Source organism: Pseudomonas sp. JQ170C (assembly GCF_035581345.1).
Taxonomy (GTDB): domain Bacteria; phylum Pseudomonadota; class Gammaproteobacteria; order Pseudomonadales; family Pseudomonadaceae; genus Aquipseudomonas.
The window spans coordinates 3,525,521-3,543,516 of sequence record NZ_CP141608.1; the positions used below are offsets into that span (position 1 = coordinate 3,525,521).

The following is a 17,996-nucleotide window of genomic DNA, read 5'->3' on the forward strand; positions in this document are numbered from 1 at the left end:
GAAAAAAGACTGTGCCGAGGATACCTGTAGCCGCGCCGAAGCAACATGTCCGTTGGTGCAATTAATCTGTGCATCCCTGCATGGGGTGGGCCCTGCCCGGCCATGGCAGCCAGCCGTGGGTGAAGGCCAGGTACAACAGCGCACAGACATTGGCCGTCGACGTCTTGTCGAGCATGTTGCGTCGATGGGTACGCGCGGTCTGGTCGCTGATACCCAGCGCGCGGGCAATCTGCTTGTCGCTCAGCCCCTGGGCCAGGCAGCCAAGCACGTGCTGTTCACGTGCAGACAACGGCGTCGGCAACCTTGGTTGCCCGGCCTCAAGGTCGGGGCTGAGGCCAGGCACAGGTAGCGCGCCACCAACGCACTGGCCCTGCCGACCTTGAGTTTGGCGTGCACATTCTCGCGGTGTTTGCGCGCCGTAGACAGGGCGATGGACAACCGCCGGGCAACTTCCCGATCAGTCAACCCACGCGCAACCCACGAAAGCACTTCGGTTTCCCGGTCGCTCAATCGCATGTTCTGTCCCTGAACTGTTCGCTGCCGCGCGATGGCTTGCCGGCGCCTGAAAACCAAGCCTAGGACCTGCCAAACCACTGTCAAGGCTGACCCGGACTGCCTTCGTTACATACCGCATTTGCCGAATGTTCCTACTCAATTGGCAGATAGATCATTCAACCGCCGACGTTTTTCAACCCGGTGGTCGGCGGCAGGGAGTGCCGCTGCGAGTCGCTGCTCGGCCTCACTCAACGGAAAAGGAATGCACACCATGTACTGGAACCGCTCGTTTACCGATCTGATCCGCAATGGCCGCGCCGCGTACTGGGGCAACTGGACCCTCGACCAGAAACTCAAGGTCGGCAGTGTCGGCTTTGTCTCACCCGACAATGGCGACTTCACCCTGGTGCAGGAGCAAGCACCCGGGCTGACGATCAGCACGCGCAATGCCCCCAACCAATGGAAGCTGTCGTCGAGCAATGTGAAACGCACCCAGAGCAGCGTCACCCTGGACGGCTCGGCCACCGACCCTGAAACCGGCACCAAGATCACCGCCGGCACGGAAGTGAAGTGGGATTTTGCCTCCACCGGCTCCATCGCCTCCGAGTTCGGCATTGCCTCGGAGTCGTACCTGGCCGACCTCACGGTCCTGACCCAGCCCCAGACCCTGCAGTGGCTCAAGGATCAGGCGGCGCGGGTCAGCATGGCGTCGAGCACCGGTATCGCCCAGGGCTTCGGCGTGGTCACCAGCGTGATCTACGCCACCAGCGGGCTTAACGTCGGCTCCCAGGACGACAGCTCCTCGTTCTCGGTTACCGGCTCCGTCGGGGGCGTGCAGGACCTGCTGGCCAGCGCCGACGCCAAGGGCTCGTATGTGTCGACCAACCAGACCAAAAGCGTCGACCAGCACCTGTGGCCCGACAAGGCCAGCACGCTGGCCAGCCAGCCGATCCCCATCGCCTACACCTTCGCCTCGTTCGATGGCGAGCTGTTGATCCCCAACTGGATCACCCGCCTGGGCGGGCTACAGATCCTGTTCAACAACAAGCCCGGCTGCACCTACATCACCGATATCACCCTCGACTACGACACGCCGACCGGCAAGCAACACCAGTCGTTCAGCCTCAGTGGCGGTCTGTCGAAAACCGTCGGCAACATCCCGCTCAACGCCACCAACATCACCGCCCAGGTGAAGTTCAAGGGCGTGCTGAACAGTGACAGCTACAGCTTCAGTTGGCCGAGCCCGCTGGGCCAGTGGCTGACCGGCAGCCGGGAAATCCAGATGACGGGCGTATGGCCAGGCAAGACCTCGGCCCAGGACCTTCAGCACTGATCAATCAACCTGCAAGGAGGCAGCCCTGCGGGGCTGCCATGAGGACACGGACATGTACAACCTGACCGACGATTTTTTTGTGAAGCACATTCGCCCGCTCGGCAATCATGGCATCCATCCCTTCGTGGACATGCCCCATGTCGAGGACGACCTGAAGGATGTCATCCACCGCGCCGGCATCATCCTGCAGGCGCGCAAGGAAGAAATGGGGCATGAATATCCCAATACGGTGATGTTCATGTACAAGGACACCCTCGAAGACATCGGCAACTACCTGGGCGTTCTCAATGCCAGGAATGCCGAGTTCGATTACTCAGGAAGGATCAACTGGATCGTGACCTGGACAGGTACGACAAAATACGAAGTCATCAAGAACGCCGCAGGCTTTGGTGGCAACACCAACAATGCCAAGGAGTGCTACCACTACCGCAAGGCCCATGTTGACCACAACAGCACGATCGGTGTTTACGACGGGCTCAAACTCTAGTGTTTCACCCCGGGCCGCCGTCAGACGGCCCGGGGTGCTCTCATCCCGCCTACCCCGCCATCGCCTGCAATTGCTCAAGCTCCTGCACCGTCAGGCTCACGCCCTCCTGCTCGGAAGCCTCGCGCTCGCGAAAACGCCGCTCGCCCGGCATGCGGCTCAAGCCCACCGCGTGCATCTGCTCCACCAGCTGCCGGCTGCGCTCGGCAAAGTGGTTGCCTTCGGCCTTGCCCGGGTCGATGACGATGATCAACTGCCCGGTCCAGGGGGTTTTCGCCCCGGGGTGCTGTGACCAGTCGAACTCGAACGAGAAGTTGCCACCGGTCAACGCCGCAGCCAGCAACTCGACCATCATCGACAGTGCCGAGCCCTTGTGCCCGCCGAAGGGCAACAGAGCGCCACCGTCGAGAATCTTGTGGGGGTCGCGGGTCGGCTGGCCCTCGCTGTCTACGCCGATGCCATTGGGCAGCATCTCGCCCTTGCGTGCGGCGATCTGTACATCGCCGTGGGCCATGGCGCTGGTGGCCATGTCGAACACGATAGGGTCGCTCTCGGCGCAGGGCGCGGCAAAGGCAATCGGGTTGGTGCCGAACAGCGGTTGGCGGGCACCGTGGGGCACCACGCAAGTCATGCTGTTGACCACGCTCAAGGCCACCAGCCCTTCTTCAGCGAACGGCTCGACATCAGGCCAGAGCGCAGCGAAGTGATGGGAGTTATGGATGGCCAGCACGGCGATCCCGGCGCTGCGGGCCTTCTTCACCAGCAGCGCGCGGGCGGCCGCCAGGGCTGGCTGGGCGAACCCGCCCCCGGCATCGACGCGCACGAAACCGCTGGCCACGTCTTCCACCACAGGCACCGCCTGGCCATCGACCCAGCCGCTGGCCAGGGTCGACACATAACCGGGAATACGGAATACGCCATGACTGTGAGCGCCGTCGCGCTGGGCGCTGGCGCAGTTGTAGGCAAGGCTGGCGGCCACCGCGTCACTGGTGCCGTTTAGAACAAAGATCCGGTGCAACAAGGCCTGCAGGTCGGCAAAGGCAATCTGCGTGACAGCAGTGTCGGGGCGTGCGGACATCTGAAGCTCCCTTATTGGATTTGGTATGGGCTGCAGCGCTGGGCATGCCGGGAACTCTCGCGCAGTGACAGCAAACTGTCAAATATTGACTTGATGACAGAAAACATTCATTTTCTGTTTCCAAGTGCAACCGCCTTCGAGAATCGCCCGTGAGCCAACCGATCAAGCAACGCCTGGAAAACAGCCTGCATAACGCAGCGGCTTCGGGTCGCAAGATCGCCAGCTACATGCTCGCCAACCTCACCGACCTGCCGTTTGAAACCTCGGCAAGCCTGGCGGCGAAAATCGGCGTCAGTGAGTCCAGTGTCGGGCGGTTCTGCCGTGCCCTGGGCTATGAACACCTCAAGGCCCTCAAACACGATCTCAAGGACGACCTGGGCGATGGACCCTGGCTGGTCGGTGATCGTTTGCAAGAATTCCGCCAACACCATGGCAAGGATGCCGCCGGCATCGCCCGCAGCCTCGAGCAGGAAGTCGGGGCGCTGGTGCGGGTCTACGAGTACAGCCGTACCGACGCCTGGCAAACCGTCAGCCAGCGCCTGGCGCAGCGGCGCAAGGTGTTTGTCGCCGGCTTTCAGACCGAGCGCGGCATCGCCCTGTGCATGACCCACCTGCTGCAGTACCTGCGTGATGGCGTGCAGGTGGTCGATGGCAGCGCCGGGCATTTTGGCGAGGTGCTGCTGAGCGCCCCGGCCGACAGCGCCCTGGTGGTGTTCGAGGCCCGTCGCTACTCACGCCATGCCCTGACCCTGTGCCGCAAGGCACGCGAAGCGGGCATCCCGGTAACACTGGTTACCGACACCTTCTGTGACTGGGCCGATGCCAACGCCGATGAGGTGTTTCGTATCCCCACCGAATTCAATCTGTTCTGGGAGTCCACCGCGACGATGCTGTCGTGGGTACACCTGATGGTCAACGAGGTCTGCAAGAAGCTAGGACCGGATGTTGAAAAACGCTTGGAAGCAACTGCCGCTCTACACAACGAATTCGTTGGCTACACGTCAGCGAGCAAACAATAGCAAGAGTGCAAACAACAGATCGAGGTGTGACATGAAACCCGTTATCCGCTTTGCAGGTGCGTGCGCCCTGCTGCTGGCCGGCATCACTTCGGCCCAGGCCGAGACCCTCAAGATTGCCACTGAAGGCGCCTACCCGCCGTTCAACTATGTCGATTCGGATAACCAGCTGCATGGCTTTGATGTGGACATCACCAAAGCCCTTTGCGAGCAGATGAAAGTCGAATGCACCCTCGTTGCCCAGGACTGGGAAGGCATCATCCCGGCGCTGATGGCCAAGAAGTACGACGCGGTGGTGGCCTCGATGATCGACACCCAGGAGCGGCGCAAGAAGATCGCCTTCACCAACCACTACTACAAGACCCCGCTGTCGGTTGCCGTGCCCAAGGACAGCGAAATCAGCGACGCCCAGACCGACTTCAAGGGCTACACGGTCGGTGCGCAAGCCTCCTCGACCCAGGCCATCTACGCCGAAGACGTCTATGGCAAGGCCGGTGCCGACGTCAAGCTCTACCCCACCCTCGATGAAGCCAACGCCGACCTCGCTGCCGGGCGCCTGGACGGTGTGATCGCCGACAAATTCCCCCTGCACGAATGGCTGGGCAAGGCAGGCAAGGACTGCTGCAAGATCCTCGGCGACGTCAATGGCACCAAGGCCGACGCCTCGATTGCCGTGCGCAAGGAAGACACCGCCCTGCGCGAGCGGCTGAACAAGGCGCTGGACGAAATCGTCGCCAACGGCACCTACCAGAAGATCGCCAGTCGCTACTTCGACTTCGATATCTATCAGTGATGCATCGCCGGGCAAGCCCGCTCCTACCGTAGGAGCGGGCTTGCCCGGCGAAACCCCAACGCCAACACCGCTCACTCTTCCCGCGAGAGGGTTCGCCCATGCTCGAACAACTGTCCCTGTTATCTTTCGCCAGCGGCGGCTGGGGCCAGGCCCTGCTGGCCGGCGCCCTGGTGACCATTTCCCTGGCCCTGGCCTGCCTGCCCATCGGCCTGCCGCTGGGCCTGGGCGTGGCGCTGATGGCGCGCTCGCCCAAGCGTTTCCCACGGGCCGTGGCCACGGTGTTCTCCACGGTGTTCCGTGGCCTGCCTGAACTGCTCACCCTGCTGATCATCTACTACGGCTGCCAGATCGCCGCGCAGAAAATCCTCGCCGCCATGGGCTATGAAGGCGAAGTGATGATCAACACGTTCCTGGCCGCGATGATCGCCTTCAGCCTGGTATTCGCCGCCTTCTCCAGCGAAATCTGGCTGGGCGCTTTCAAGACGGTTGCCAAGGGCCAGTACGAAGCCTCCCAGGCCCTGGGCCTGAGCAAGGCCACCACCTTTCGCAAAGTGGTGTTCCCGCAACTGGTGCGCATCGCCATGCCGGGGTTGTCGAACAACTGGCTGTCGCTGCTCAAGGACACCTCGCTGGTCTCGACCATCTCGCTGGTTGACCTGATGCGCCAGACCAACCTTGCCGTCAGCGTGACCAAGGAACCGATGTTCTTCTACGGCGTCGCCTGCCTGGGCTACCTGCTGTTCTCGGCGCTGTCGGGCCGGGTCTTCGTGTACATCGAGCAGTATTTCAGTCGCCACATGCGGAGTGCCCGGACATGAGTTTCGATCAACTGCTGGCCCTGGTACTGGACCCCGACCTGCTCGAACGCTACGGCCCCCGCTTTATCGATGGCCTGCTGGTGACCGGCAAGCTGGTGGCGATTTCCTTCACCCTGGGCGCCCTGCTGGGCATGCTGCTGGCCCTGGCGCGGCTGTCGAACAACGTGCTGCTGCAGCGCTTCAGCGCCGGCTACATCTACTTCTTCCGTGGCTCGCCGCTGCTGGCGCAGCTGTTCCTGCTGTACTACGGCCTGGGCTCGCTCAAGGGCTTCTGGCAGGACGTGGGCCTGTGGTGGTTCTTCCGCGATGCCTGGTACTGCACGGTGCTTGCCTTCACCCTCAACACCGCCGCCTACCAGGCCGAGATCTTCCGCGGCAGCCTGCTGGCCGTTGCCCCCGGCCAGTACGAAGCGGCCAAGGCCTTGAGCCTCAAGCGCTCGACCACCTTCTTCAAGGTGATCCTGCCGCAATCGCTGATCGTTGCCATCGGCCCGCTGGGCAATGAACTGATCCTGATGATCAAGGCCAGTGCGATCGCTTCGCTGGTGACCATCTACGACCTGATGGGCGTGACCAAGCTTGCCTTCTCGCGCAGCTTCGACTTCCAGATCTACCTCTGGGCCGCCGTGCTCTATCTGCTGATCGTAGAGATCGTGCGCCGCAGCCTCAAACACATAGAAGCCCGACTGGGCCGCCACCTGCGCTGATTGCCTGCTCTGTGAGGACCGTTCCAATGCATTGTCAAACCATCGTTCTGGGCGCCGGGATTGTCGGCGTCAGCACGGCCCTGCACCTGCAGGCCCGCGGGCGCAAGGTCATCCTCATCGACCGCGACGAGCCGGGCAGCGGCACCAGCCATGGCAACGCCGGGCTGATCGAGCGCTCAAGCGTCATTCCCTATGCCTTCCCCCGGGAGCTGTCGAGCCTGCTGCGCTACGGCCTCAATCGTCAGTCCGACGTGCGCTACAGCCTGACCCATGTGCCGAAGATCGCGCCCTGGCTATTCAAGTACTGGCAGAACTCCTCCGCCGCAGGCCTGGCCGTGGCCACCCGGGCCATGCTGCCGCTGGTGGAGCGCTGCGTGGAGGAACACGACGCGCTGATCGACGCTGCAGGGCTTGGCGAACTGGTGAAGGCCAACGGCTGGATCGAGGTGTTTCGCAACGACGCCGCCTTCAGCAAGGCCCAGGCCGATGCCCATGCGCTCAAGCCCTATGGGCTGAGCTACGAGATTCTCGATCGCCAGCAACTGCATGCCCGTGAAGCCGACCTCAGCGGCGATGTGGTCGGCGGCATTCACTGGCTCGACCCCAAGACCGTCACCAGCCCGGGTGCGCTCACCCGTGGCTATGCGGCACTGTTCGTCAAACGCGGCGGCCAGTTCATCCATGGCGATGCGCGCACCCTGCGGCGGATCGACAGCGAATGGCAGGTCGACAGCCGCCAGGGCCCGATCACCGCACCCGAGGTCGTGGTTGCCCTCGGCCCACAGTCGGGCGACCTGTTCAGGCCGCTGGGCTACAGCATTCCGCTGGAGATCAAGCGCGGCTACCACATGCACTACCAGGGCCGCGATGGCGCCCAGCTCAAGCACTCGATCTGCGATGCCCAGGGCGGCTATGTACTGGCGCCGATGGCCCAGGGCATCCGCCTGACCACCGGTATCGAGTTTGCCGCCAGCACTGATGCAGCCAACGAGATCCAACTGCAACGCTGTGAAGCCCTGGCGCGCAAGATCTTCCCACTGGGCAAGCGCGTCGACGCCCAACCCTGGCTGGGCCGACGCCCGTGCCTGCCCGACATGCGCCCGGTCATCGGCCCCGCCGCCTACCACAAGGGCCTGTGGTTCAACTTTGGCCACGCCCACCATGGCCTGACCCTGGGCCCGGTCAGCGGCCGCTTGCTGGCCGAGATGATGACCGGCGAAACCACCTTCACCGACCCTGCGCCCTACAGCGCGGCACGCTTCAATTGATCGCGGGAGAATAACAACATGACCGCTTCACTGAGCCTTGCATCCAGCCACCCTGCCCCGCAAACCGACCCGCGCAAGGTCGTGGTGCGTATCGAGGGGTTGAACAAACACTACGGCGCCTTCCATGTGCTGCGCGACATCAACCTCAATGTGCGCGAGGGTGAACGCATCGTCCTGTGCGGGCCTTCCGGGTCGGGCAAGTCGACCTTGATCCGCTGCATCAACCGCCTGGAAATCGCCGAGCATGGCAGCATCCGCGTCAACGACACCGACCTTGCCCTGACCAGCCGTGAAGCGGGCCAGGTGCGCAGCGAAATCGGCATGGTGTTCCAGCACTTCAACCTGTTCCCGCACATGAGCGTGCTGGACAACTGCACCCTGGCACCGATGACCGTGCGCGGCCTGTCACGCAAGGAGGCCGAGGAGCGTGCGCGGTTCTACTTGAACAAGGTGGGAATCGAGAGCCAGGCCGGCAAATACCCCAGCCAGCTTTCCGGTGGCCAGCAGCAGCGGGTGGCGATTGCCCGGGCGCTGTGCATGAAGCCCAAGATCATGTTGTTCGATGAACCGACCTCGGCGCTGGACCCGGAAATGGTTGCCGAAGTGCTGGATGTGCTGGTGAAACTGGCCGACACCGGCATGACCATGCTGTGCGTGACCCACGAGATGGGCTTTGCCCGGCAAGTGGCTGAACGGGTGCTGTTTCTGGACGGCGGGCAGATCATCGAGGATGCGAGCCCCGAGGCGTTCTTCAATAACCCGCAGACTGCGCGGGCCAAGGGGTTCCTTGCGCAGATTCTGCACTGACTGAAACCATCGCGGGGCAAGTCGCACCGCCGCTCCTACCTGAAGGAGCGGCGGTGCGACGTCTCGACTTGCCCCGCGATGTTCTCACTGCGGATGCATCTTCGACTTGATCAGACCGATGATGAAGGTCAGCACCGCACCGCCGGCACCACCGCCGACGATACTGCTGATCAGCGCCGCCAGGTCCACCCCGCCCCCTGCCGCCGCCGCACCCGGCTCACCGGTGACGGCCGCAATGATCTGCCCCAGCACCACCCCGCCAATACCGCCGACAATCGAATTGAGCCCCGGCCCCATGCTTTGCTTGCTCATGCCGACGGCATTGCCGCCGACCACGCCCGCGATGATCTGAACCACCAGACTGACAATATCCATGATGCGATCCCTGTGTAGCGTTGAGAGATGACGACTCGCGTCCGGCTACTACAAAAGAAATGACCACAGGATCAGAGGCGTCTTGATCCGGTCAACGACATCAGGCTGTTGCCGACGAGCAAAGTATAGGTGGGCCCCTCGGCGCTGTTAATAATAATTAACTGCAAAATCGACGCCGGCAGCGTCCCGCCTGGCCCGCAGCCCTGAAATTGCACACATGCAATGAGAGCCTTCGGCTGCGCAATCTGAAGTCGTTTGACATATTAAACGGCTCTGGCAAGCTGTATGACAGGTTTCGACCGGAAATGCTGGCCTTGAGCGGCGTTCCGGCAGTGCTCGAAGCCTCAGGTAGCGCCCAGGTTTCAATTGCGCGCCTGCACAATAATGACAGGCCGCGCCTGTCCCAAGGTGACATATGCCCAACAGCAACATTGGCAATAAGAATCAAACCCTTCGTAAACCCGTCGTCCTGATGACCATGGGCTCCCAGGAGCGCAAAGGTCACGACTATCAGGTCATGACCCACAAATACATCGTCCCGCTGGTTGAACACGCCGGTTGCGTACCGGTCCTGGTTCCGACCTGCTGCGGTGTCGAAGACCTGGAAACCTACCTGGACATGGCCGATGGCGTGTACCTGACCGGTGCCGGCAGCAACATCGACCCGGCCCTGTACGGCCAGGAGAACGAAACCCCAGGCAAAGGCCAGGACCGCAACCGCGACCTGTTCGACATCCCCCTGGTGAAACTGGCCATTGCCCGTGGCTTGCCGATCTTCGGTATCTGCCGTGGCATGCAGGAAATCAACGTGGCCCTGGGGGGTGACATCTACCAGAAGGTCTACGCCGAAGCGGGCTTCAACGATCACCGGGAAAACCCGGAAGATCCGGTCGATGTGCAATACAGCGCCGTGCACAACGTGCGTATCGAGCAAGGTAGCTGGCTGCAGAAGCTGCTCAAGACCGACGAAATCCGCGTCAACTCGCTGCACGGCCAGGGCCTGAAAAACCTCGGCAAGGGCATCGAGCCTCTGGCCCGCGCCGAAGACGGCTTGGTCGAGGCCATTCACGCGCCTAGCCTGTCGCCGTTCCTGTTCGCCGTTCAGTGGCACCCGGAATGGCAAGCAGCGAAGAACCCGGACTCGGTGAAAATGTTCGAGGCCTTCGGTGAAGCCTGCCGCAAGCAAGTGGCCAAGGTTTCAGGCGTAAAGAAGTTTAGTTCCGCCGCCTGATGCAAACATCGCGGGGCAAGCCCACTCCTGGCACAGGAGCGGGCTTGCCCCGCGTTGCGTTTTCATGACCCCGATCAATAGCAATCCCCGCCCAACACGCGCACCCTGACCGAAGACTGCACGACCCAGCCACGCACACCTGTTCAGGAGAAATGGCCATGTCCCGCATGAAAGCGGCAATCTTCGTCGAAAAAAACCGCATTGTTCTGGATGAAAAACCCATTCCCGAAGTGGGTCCCTCCGATGCGCTGCTGCGCATTACCACCACCACCCTCTGCGGCACCGACGTGCATATCCTGCGCGGCGAGTACCCGGTCGCCAAAGGCCTGACCATCGGTCACGAGCCGGTCGGCATCATTGAAAAACTCGGCTCCCAGGTCCAGGGCTTTAGCGAAGGTCAGCGGGTGATCGCCGGCGCCATCACCCCCAGCGGCCACAGCTATGCCTGCCTGTGTGGTTGTGCTTCCCAGGACGGCCCCGGCACCGCCCACGGCTTTCGTCCGGCCGGCGGCTGGAAATTCGGCAACACCATCGACGGCTGCCAGGCCGAATACGTGCTGGTACCCGATGCCATGGCCAACCTGTCACCGATCCCCGACGGCCTGAGCGACGAGCAAGTGCTGATGTGCCCGGACATCATGTCTACCGGCTTCTGCGGCGCTGAACGCGGGGGCGTGCGTATTGGCGACACCGTCGCAGTGTTCGCCCTGGGGCCGATTGGCTTGTGCGCCGTGGCCGGGGCCAAGTTGATGGGTGCGACCACCATCATCGGCGTCGACACCGTGCCCGCGCGCATGAGCGTTGCCCGCCAGCTGGGCGCCACCCACGTGGTCGATTTCAAGCAAGGCAACGTGGTGGAGCAGATCATGGCCCTGACCCAGGGCCGGGGGGTGGACGTGTCGATCGAAGCCCTGGGCACGCAATCGACCTTCGAGTCGGCGCTGCGCATCCTGCGGCCGGGTGGCACGCTGTCGAGCCTTGGGGTGTATTCGTCCGACCTGAGCATTCCGCTGTCGGCCTTTGCCGCCGGGCTGGGTGACTACAGCATCGTCAGTACCCTGTGCCCCGGCGGCAAGGAGCGCATGCGGCGGCTGATGGAGGTGGTGGGCAGCGGCAGCGTCGACCTCAAGCCGCTGGTGACCCACCGCTTCAAGCTCGACGACATCGAAGCGGCCTATGAGCTGTTCGCGCACCAGCGTGACGGGGTCATGAAAGTCGCGATCACCCCGTAAGCCCCGGCAGGCGTCAGGTGTGCAGCCTCAGCAACCGCTGAGCTGCACCGGGCGCCGCTCGCCTTCAAAGAAAAACGGGCGCAGGCGCACGCCCACCAGGTTGCCGGCATAGGCGGCGACCAGCCACAACCAGCCATGCAGGCTGCCCGAGGCAATGCCGCTGAAGTACGCACCGATGTTGCAGCCATAGGCCAGGCGCGAGCCGTAGCCCAGCAGCAAGCCGCCCACCACCGCCGCGATCAGCGAACGCAGCGGAATGTTCAGGTTCGGTGCAAAGCGCCCGGCAAGCCCGGCGGCGAGCAAGGCCCCCAGCACAATCCCGATGTCCATGACCGTGGTGATGTCCTGCCACAGTGGCGAAGCCAGGGCCTTGGCATTGGCAGGCGCCTGCCAGAACACCCAGCTGCCGACATCCACACCCAGCCCGCTCAAGGTCTTGGCGCCCCACAAGGCGAACGCCGAGGTAATGCCCCAGGGTCGACCGGCCAGCGCCAGGGTGGCGTAGTTCAGCAGCGCCAGCGCCACCGCGCCCCACACCAGCGGCCAGGGCCCCTGCAGGAAACGGCGCAGGCCACGCACATCGCTGTGCACGGGGGCTTCGAGTTGGCCGTGACGGCGCTTCTCCAGCACCCGGGTCAGCATGGCGATGGCGGCAAACACACTCAGGCTCGCCACCAGGGCCGGCATCACGCCCCATGCCTTGACGATCGAGGTGGCAGGCAACGACGGCAGCGCAAACCACCAATCGGCATGGTGAGTCGCGGTCACCGAACCGATGATGAAGAACAGCAGCGTCACCAGCATTCGGGCGTTGCCGCCGCCCACCGTGAACAGCGTGCCGGACGCGCAGCCGCCGCCCATCTGCATGCCGATACCGAAGATGAACGCACCGAACACCACCGACACCCCGATCGGGGCAACCAGCCCGGTCACCGGCGTGCCGAACAGGGTGCCGGCACTCAAGGCCGGGAAGAACAGCAGCACGGCCACGCTGAGCATGACCATCTGCGCACGCAGGCCAGCCCCGCGGCGCTCGGTGATGAACACCCGCCAGGCCGAGGTAAAGCCGAAGGCGGCGTGGTACAGCGTCAGCCCCAGGGCGGCGCCGACGATCAGCAGCAGGACCTGTTGCAGGCCAGCGGCGCTGTTGAGGAACAGCGCACCGACCAGCAACAGGGCCAGCGCACACAGCGCAACAGTGAAGCGGCGCTGCGGCGCCGCTGAAACGGTAAGACCCATCGTGGTACTCGGATAAAGGCAGAACGGGCCGCGAGTATACGCCTATCAGGCCGGTCGTTCGACGCCAGGGCCCTGCAGGCGCGGCGCCCAGTCTTCGACTTCTGCCTTTTCCAGGCGGCGTTCCAGGGTGCGTCGCCAGGACGGTGCCAGTGGCAGTGTCAGGCACTGGCGCAGGATATCGGCATCCACCTGCTTGTCGAACAACACCGACGACAACCGCGCCACTGACCATTGCGGGTAACGGCGTTCGATCAGCTCAAACACCGACCCTGCGGCCACCACGCCCTCCTCCAGCACCCGGTAATACCAGCCGGTACGGCCGCTGTGCTGCACGCGCAGCGACATGTCCCTGACGCCGAAGCGGTCGTTGAGCTTCCAGCACGGCATGCGCCCCTGGGAAACTTCCAGCACTGCGCTACCCACCCGCAGGCGGTCGCCAAGGCATACCGTGTGCTCGGTCCAGCCGCAGGTGCTGAAGTTTTCACCAAAGGCCCCCGGCGCCTGCAGCAGGGGATGGGCACCCAGCTCCAGGGCCCAGGCGGCGTAGTGCTCGCGGGGGTAATGATGGATGGCCTTGTCCCTGCCGCCGTGTACCCGCAGGTCGCCCTGCTCGTCACCGGCCAGGCCCAGCTCGGTCACGGCAACCTCGCCGGTGCGCGGCTGCTTGTCGATGGCACTGTGCGAGCCCGGCCGGGTATACGGCACGGCCCTGCCGGTGAGGACGGCATCAAGGGTCAGAAGGTTTGCCGTCATGGGCAGTCACTCCGTCAGTTCGGCGAGCTGATGCTCGCGGCAGATCAGATCGCACTCGGCCACGGCCAAGGGCTCCCGGGTCAGTTCACAAAAGCCGCCGGTGCCCGTGGGGCGATGGAAGCGGCAGGTCTTGCACAAGCCGAAACCCGGCACGTTCTCGTTGCGCTGGATGGTGCGCAACAAGTCGGCCAGCAACCCTTCCAGGTCCTGGGCGCGTGCACCCATGCGCTCGGTAGCAGACTCCAGAAAGTCCGGCGGCATGACCGCATCGAGCAAGACCCGGGCCGGTTCGGTCAGGCTCAGGTGGACACTGCGTTTGTCGTTCAGTGCCTGGGTCTTGAGGATCAAGCCCTTGGCCTCCAGGGCCTTGAGCGATTGTGAGACGGTGCCCTTGGTCAGCCCCAGGTACTCGGTCACCGCCAACGGCGTATTGGAGTAGCGGTTGCAGCGCGCCAGATACAGCAAGGCGCTCAGTTGAATGGGCTGAAGCTCGGCCAGCAGCGGGTGCTGGCGAAACCACACACGGGTCAGGCTCGACAACCGTTCCAGCAGGTCGAATAGCACGGCGTTTGGCCTCGATTGATGACGTCGATAGATAGTATCGAATAAAAACTATATTGACAAAGGCCGGGATCGGCTTAGGCTATTTGGTATCGAATCGAAACCTTAATCCCGCAACCGGAGTCATCCCATGAAACGCACCCTCGCCTTCACCCTCACCTTGCTGGCCACCCAGGCCTGGGCCCATGAAAGCCCTGGCATCACCAGTGCCAAGGGCAATGCCGAGGCCGCCTTCGACCTGGTCCAGACCCGCGTCTTCAAGCAAGGCGACAATTTGGTGTTCGAGCAACTTGTAGACGGCAAGGCCGGCAGCCGCCTGCCCACCGCCAAGGGCGGGTTTGCCGGCGCCGAGGTCTACAGCTATGTCTGGCCCACCAGCCTGGACAGCAGCAGCGTGGGCTTCGACGCCAAGGCCGGCATCCTCGCCCTGGCCCTGACCTCCCACCCGGATTTCGACGACACCCCCAAGCTCGATGAAAACCGCGACGGCAAGACCGACAACGACGGTGGCCTGTGGCACTCCCACTGGGTGGTGCTGAGCAAGGATGAAAGCTGCGGCCCGGGCGGGCTCAAAGTGCGCGACATCCCCGAGGGGGCGAAACCGAAGCTGCCGGCCACCTGGCCTGGTGCGCCGATCTACATCGACTCCCCCGGCTACGACCTGAGCCTGGACAAGAACGCTGCACGGATCAGCGTGCCATTGGCGGCGGTGGGCTTTCCGCAAACCTTCAACTATGACGGTGTGACGGCGGCACTGAAGGTCAATGCCGACCTGCACAATCCGCTGCTGTGCGTGAGCAGTGTGTGGGATATCAGCTCCGGGGACCTGTCGTTGCCGGGGACCTGGAAGCTCAAGCAGCAGTGACCGTACCGCGAGGCCAGCCCGCGCCTGCCGGATTTGTGTTGCCCAGGCAGGCGCGGACTTGCCCCGTGTTCAACGCTGTAGCTATGCTCAATTTCATGAACGCCACCCTGCCCACCCGTTCCCCCTGCCCGCCCGGCGCCTGCGATTGCGGCCGTGAAACGCTGCAGGACATGCGCATCCTGCTGCTGACCCGGCAGGAAGAAAAGCGCCTGCTGGAGCGTCTGGAGAATCTGCAGAGCCTGGCCGACCTCGAGCACATGCAGCGCAAGCTGTACGAGAACCTGGGCATCCGTCTGCACATCAGCCCCAGTTTCAACGAAGTGCGGACCATGCGTGGCTTCACCATCCAGATCGACGACCTGCCGGGCCTGTGCCGCAAGACCCGCCAGAATATTCCCGCCGCCATACGCCGGGCCCTGGAGCGCCAGCCGGAGATTGCCTACCGGCTGCTCGATGCCCATGACCTGCTGCGCGATGCCTGACGGCAGCGATTACCAGTTGTAGGTCAGCTCGGTCGTCAAGGTACGGCCTTCGCCGTAATAGCAGTCCACATCGCTGCTGCAGCGGCTGACATACACCTTGTCTTCCAGGTTCTGCAGGTTCACCTGCACCTTCACGCCCTTGATCCGCAGCGGCGATTGCTGCAAGTCATAGGAGAGCATGCCGTCGTACACGGTATAGGACGGGATGCTGAAGTGGTCGTCGGCAAAGTCAGTGCCGTCGCTGCCGCGCACATAGCGCGTGCCCAACCCCATGCCCAGGCCAGCCAGCGGCGTATCACCGATAAAGTGGTAATCCAGCCACAGCGACGCCGTCATCGGTGGCGTGCCGGAAGGGTGTCGGCCTTCACGCCCATCGTTGTCCTTGGTGTAGGTCACGTCGTTGCGCGACAGCGAGGCGATCACCCCCAGGTTGTCGGTCAGGTTGGCCTTGCCCTCCAGCTCCACGCCACGCGAACGCAATTCGCCGACCTGGCTGTTGAAGCCGGGGTTGCTGACGTCGGCGGTCAGGATGTTCTGCTGCTTGATCTCGTACACCGACAGCTGGATGAAGCTGTCCTGCCCCGGTGGCTGATACTTGACCCCGGCCTCGACCTGCTTGCCGGTGGACGGCTCGAACGGTTTGCCGCCGCGGTCGGTGCCGCTCAACGGCAGGAACGACTCGGAGTAACTGACGTAGGGCGTGAAACCGCTGTCGAACGCGTAGCCAAGCCCTGCCCGGCCGGTGAATTTCTCATCCTTGACGTTGCTGAAGTTGCCGGCAATCGGCTCGCGGGTATCGACCTCGACCCAGTCATAACGGCCGCCCAGGGTCAGGAACCAGTTGTCCCACTTGAGTTGGTCCTGCACATACAGGCCGGTCTGGGTCACGGTGTTGTCCCAATCGTACGGTTGGCCAAAATTCAGCGGCTGGCCGTACACCGGCGAATACAGGTCGATGATCGGCGGATTGCGGTCGTACAGGCCCAGGAACTTGGAATTGGAATGGTAGTAGTCGACCCCCACCAGCAGGGTGTGGGCCACATCGAGGGTATTGAACTTTGCCTGGGCCATGTTATCGACGCCAAACACCTTGTTGCGCTGTGCCCAGTCGACGCCGAAGCGGGTCTGGTAGCGCTGGTCGTCAACGCCCGTCTGCGGGTTGGTCACGAAACGGTAGCCATGCAGCGGTGCCCGGTAACGGTCGTCGACATAGGCGTAGCGGGTGTTCTGCTTGAGGGTCCAGACATCGTCCAGCGCATGACTCACTTCATAGCCGAAGGTGTACTGCTCGCGGTCATAGGCATTGATGCCCGGCTCGCCGATGAAGCGACTGCGTTTGATCCGCCCGTTGGGGCTCTCGAACACCGTGCCCACGGCAGGCAGGCCCTGGGCCTCCGGCACGCCATTGTCTTTCTGATAGTGACCGTAGAGCGTCAGGCGCGTCTGGTCGTTGGGGGCCCAGGTCAGGCTGGGCGCCAGCACAAAGCGCTGTGATTCGACGTAGTCGATCTCGCCATTCTTGTCGAAGCCGCTCCCGGTCAGGCGATACAGAAACTCGCCCTGCTCATCCAGCGGCCCGGCAACGTCGAAGGACGCCGCACGACGATCCTGGCTGCCGCCCCCCAGCACCACCTCCCGCAACGGGGTACTGGTCGGGCGCTTGGACACCATATTGACCAGCCCGCCCGGCTGGTTCTGACCATAAAGCACCGACGCGGGCCCCTTCATCACCTCAATACGCTCGAGCAGGTAAGGGTCGATTTGCAGCGCGCCGCCGGTACTGCCACCGCCGTAAGGCAAGTGCAGGCCGTCCAGGTACAAGGGGGTCGGGCTGAAGCCCCGTGAAGTGGGTTCGTCGAAGACACCGACGCGGTCGGAGAAGCCCCCGCCGGTGATGCCGGGGGTATAGCGCAGGGCCTGGGTCACCGACTGCGAGCCCAGGGCCTTGATCTCTTCCTGGGTGACGATGTTGATGGTCTGGGGCGTTTCCAGCACCGAGGTGTCGGTCTTGGTGGCCGTACCGGTGCGCTTGGCCACATAGCCCACCACCGGGCCCCAGGCGTCTTCATCGCCCTGGCCGGTGACCTGGGTGGCGCCCAGCTCCAGGGCATCACCGGCAGCCGCAGGTTCCAGGCTCCAGGTGCCGCCGGCGGTAATGCTCAAGCGCAGGTCACTGCCCTGCAGGGCCTGGCTGGCGGCCTGTTCAGGGGTGAACCGACCACTGACCCGAGCGGCCCGTTTGCCCTGCACCCATGCCGGGTTTACCGACAGCACACGCCCGGACTGACGGGCGATGCGGCTCAGGCTTTCACCCAGCTCGCCGGCGGGAATGTCGAAGGCCTGGGTGGCACTGACGGCGTGCTCGTCCTGCGCCAGGACGTACATCGGCGTGCTGCTGCCCAGCGCGATGGCAAGGGCCAGCAGGCTGGGGCGGATCATGGAATCGGGCATTGGCTATG

General features: G+C 63.5%; 20 protein-coding genes. 12 read left to right on the forward strand and 8 right to left on the reverse strand.

Translation table 11 applies throughout. The features are described from left to right. Nucleotides 1-61 precede the first annotated feature (61 nt). Nucleotides 62-343 (reverse strand): response regulator transcription factor, encoded by a 282-nt coding sequence (locus U9R80_RS15735; RefSeq protein ID WP_301841111.1) that lies wholly within the window; start codon nucleotides 341-343, stop codon nucleotides 62-64. Further along, nucleotides 241-516: a response regulator transcription factor gene (locus tag U9R80_RS27345; RefSeq protein WP_367619276.1), complete on the reverse strand. Its 276-nt coding sequence runs from the start codon at nucleotides 514-516 to the stop codon at nucleotides 241-243. The genes U9R80_RS15735 and U9R80_RS27345 overlap by 103 nt, the downstream gene beginning before the upstream one ends. A gap of 250 nt (nucleotides 517-766) precedes the next feature. Here U9R80_RS27345 and U9R80_RS15740 point away from each other — a divergent pair, with 250 nt between their 5' ends. Both U9R80_RS15740 and U9R80_RS15745 read left to right on the forward strand, forming a co-directional pair. Next, nucleotides 767-1,828 carry a hypothetical protein gene (locus U9R80_RS15740; protein ID WP_301841109.1) on the forward strand — a complete coding sequence of 354 codons (1,062 nt, stop codon included), beginning with the start codon at nucleotides 767-769 and terminating at the stop codon, nucleotides 1,826-1,828. Between the two features lie 52 nt (nucleotides 1,829-1,880). Next, the gene (locus tag U9R80_RS15745; protein ID WP_301841108.1) at nucleotides 1,881-2,315 is read left to right on the forward strand and encodes a hypothetical protein; all 435 of its coding nucleotides are present in this window, start codon (nucleotides 1,881-1,883) and stop codon (nucleotides 2,313-2,315) included. A 49-nt stretch (nucleotides 2,316-2,364) separates the two neighbouring features. On the opposite strand, the gene U9R80_RS15750 is transcribed toward U9R80_RS15745, so the two are convergent. Then, the gene (locus U9R80_RS15750; RefSeq protein ID WP_301841106.1) at nucleotides 2,365-3,390 is read right to left on the reverse strand and encodes an Ldh family oxidoreductase; all 1,026 of its coding nucleotides are present in this window, start codon (nucleotides 3,388-3,390) and stop codon (nucleotides 2,365-2,367) included. A 149-nt stretch (nucleotides 3,391-3,539) separates the two neighbouring features. On the opposite strand from U9R80_RS15750, the gene U9R80_RS15755 reads away from it, so the two are divergent. From U9R80_RS15755 to U9R80_RS15780, 6 genes are all read left to right on the forward strand, one after another. Then, nucleotides 3,540-4,409 carry a MurR/RpiR family transcriptional regulator gene (locus U9R80_RS15755; RefSeq protein WP_301841104.1) on the forward strand — a complete coding sequence of 290 codons (870 nt, stop codon included), beginning with the start codon at nucleotides 3,540-3,542 and terminating at the stop codon, nucleotides 4,407-4,409. A 31-nt stretch (nucleotides 4,410-4,440) separates the two neighbouring features. Continuing rightward, a complete protein-coding gene (locus U9R80_RS15760) occupies nucleotides 4,441-5,199 on the forward strand; it encodes a transporter substrate-binding domain-containing protein (RefSeq protein ID WP_301841102.1) in 759 nt (252 codons plus the stop codon). A 98-nt stretch (nucleotides 5,200-5,297) separates the two neighbouring features. Next, nucleotides 5,298-6,017 (forward strand): ABC transporter permease, encoded by a 720-nt coding sequence (locus U9R80_RS15765; RefSeq protein WP_301841100.1) that lies wholly within the window; start codon nucleotides 5,298-5,300, stop codon nucleotides 6,015-6,017. Continuing rightward, nucleotides 6,014-6,724, forward strand: coding sequence for an ABC transporter permease (locus U9R80_RS15770; protein WP_028941990.1), 711 nt, complete (start codon nucleotides 6,014-6,016; stop codon nucleotides 6,722-6,724). The genes U9R80_RS15765 and U9R80_RS15770 overlap by 4 nt, the downstream gene beginning before the upstream one ends. Before the next feature lie 26 nt (nucleotides 6,725-6,750). Then, nucleotides 6,751-7,992, forward strand: coding sequence for an NAD(P)/FAD-dependent oxidoreductase (locus U9R80_RS15775; RefSeq protein WP_301841097.1), 1,242 nt, complete (start codon nucleotides 6,751-6,753; stop codon nucleotides 7,990-7,992). A gap of 18 nt (nucleotides 7,993-8,010) precedes the next feature. Next, nucleotides 8,011-8,799, forward strand: a complete 789-nt coding sequence (locus U9R80_RS15780) for an amino acid ABC transporter ATP-binding protein (protein ID WP_301841094.1) — start codon at nucleotides 8,011-8,013, stop codon at nucleotides 8,797-8,799. Nucleotides 8,800-8,883: 84 nt separating this feature from the next. Here U9R80_RS15780 and U9R80_RS15785 read toward each other — a convergent pair whose 3' ends face one another. Further along, nucleotides 8,884-9,174 (reverse strand): hypothetical protein, encoded by a 291-nt coding sequence (locus U9R80_RS15785; protein ID WP_301841093.1) that lies wholly within the window; start codon nucleotides 9,172-9,174, stop codon nucleotides 8,884-8,886. Between the two features lie 415 nt (nucleotides 9,175-9,589). Here U9R80_RS15785 and U9R80_RS15790 point away from each other — a divergent pair, with 415 nt between their 5' ends. Further along, nucleotides 9,590-10,405 carry a gamma-glutamyl-gamma-aminobutyrate hydrolase family protein gene (locus U9R80_RS15790; protein ID WP_301841091.1) on the forward strand — a complete coding sequence of 272 codons (816 nt, stop codon included), beginning with the start codon at nucleotides 9,590-9,592 and terminating at the stop codon, nucleotides 10,403-10,405. 158 nt (nucleotides 10,406-10,563) lie between these two features. Continuing rightward, on the forward strand, nucleotides 10,564-11,637 hold the full coding sequence (locus tag U9R80_RS15795; RefSeq protein WP_301841089.1) for an NAD(P)-dependent alcohol dehydrogenase: 1,074 nt from the start codon (nucleotides 10,564-10,566) through the stop codon (nucleotides 11,635-11,637). 27 nt (nucleotides 11,638-11,664) lie between these two features. Here the strand turns inward: U9R80_RS15795 and U9R80_RS15800 are convergent, their stop codons facing one another. From U9R80_RS15800 to U9R80_RS15810, 3 genes are read right to left on the reverse strand one after another with little or no spacing between them, the layout of a single operon-like run. Further along, the gene (locus U9R80_RS15800) at nucleotides 11,665-12,876 is read right to left on the reverse strand and encodes a YeeE/YedE family protein (RefSeq protein ID WP_301841088.1); all 1,212 of its coding nucleotides are present in this window, start codon (nucleotides 12,874-12,876) and stop codon (nucleotides 11,665-11,667) included. 45 nt (nucleotides 12,877-12,921) lie between these two features. Beyond that, nucleotides 12,922-13,629, reverse strand: a complete 708-nt coding sequence (locus U9R80_RS15805; RefSeq protein WP_301841086.1) for an MOSC domain-containing protein — start codon at nucleotides 13,627-13,629, stop codon at nucleotides 12,922-12,924. A gap of 6 nt (nucleotides 13,630-13,635) precedes the next feature. Next, nucleotides 13,636-14,193 carry a MarR family winged helix-turn-helix transcriptional regulator gene (locus U9R80_RS15810; RefSeq protein WP_301841085.1) on the reverse strand — a complete coding sequence of 186 codons (558 nt, stop codon included), beginning with the start codon at nucleotides 14,191-14,193 and terminating at the stop codon, nucleotides 13,636-13,638. Between the two features lie 127 nt (nucleotides 14,194-14,320). On the opposite strand from U9R80_RS15810, the gene U9R80_RS15815 reads away from it, so the two are divergent. Further along, nucleotides 14,321-15,055 carry a hypothetical protein gene (locus tag U9R80_RS15815; protein WP_301841083.1) on the forward strand — a complete coding sequence of 245 codons (735 nt, stop codon included), beginning with the start codon at nucleotides 14,321-14,323 and terminating at the stop codon, nucleotides 15,053-15,055. A 95-nt stretch (nucleotides 15,056-15,150) separates the two neighbouring features. Continuing rightward, the gene (locus tag U9R80_RS15820) at nucleotides 15,151-15,537 is read left to right on the forward strand and encodes a hypothetical protein (RefSeq protein ID WP_301841179.1); all 387 of its coding nucleotides are present in this window, start codon (nucleotides 15,151-15,153) and stop codon (nucleotides 15,535-15,537) included. Between the two features lie 9 nt (nucleotides 15,538-15,546). Here the strand turns inward: U9R80_RS15820 and U9R80_RS15825 are convergent, their stop codons facing one another. Next, nucleotides 15,547-17,988, reverse strand: coding sequence for a TonB-dependent siderophore receptor (locus U9R80_RS15825; RefSeq protein ID WP_301841082.1), 2,442 nt, complete (start codon nucleotides 17,986-17,988; stop codon nucleotides 15,547-15,549). Between the last annotated feature and the right edge of the window lie 8 nt (nucleotides 17,989-17,996).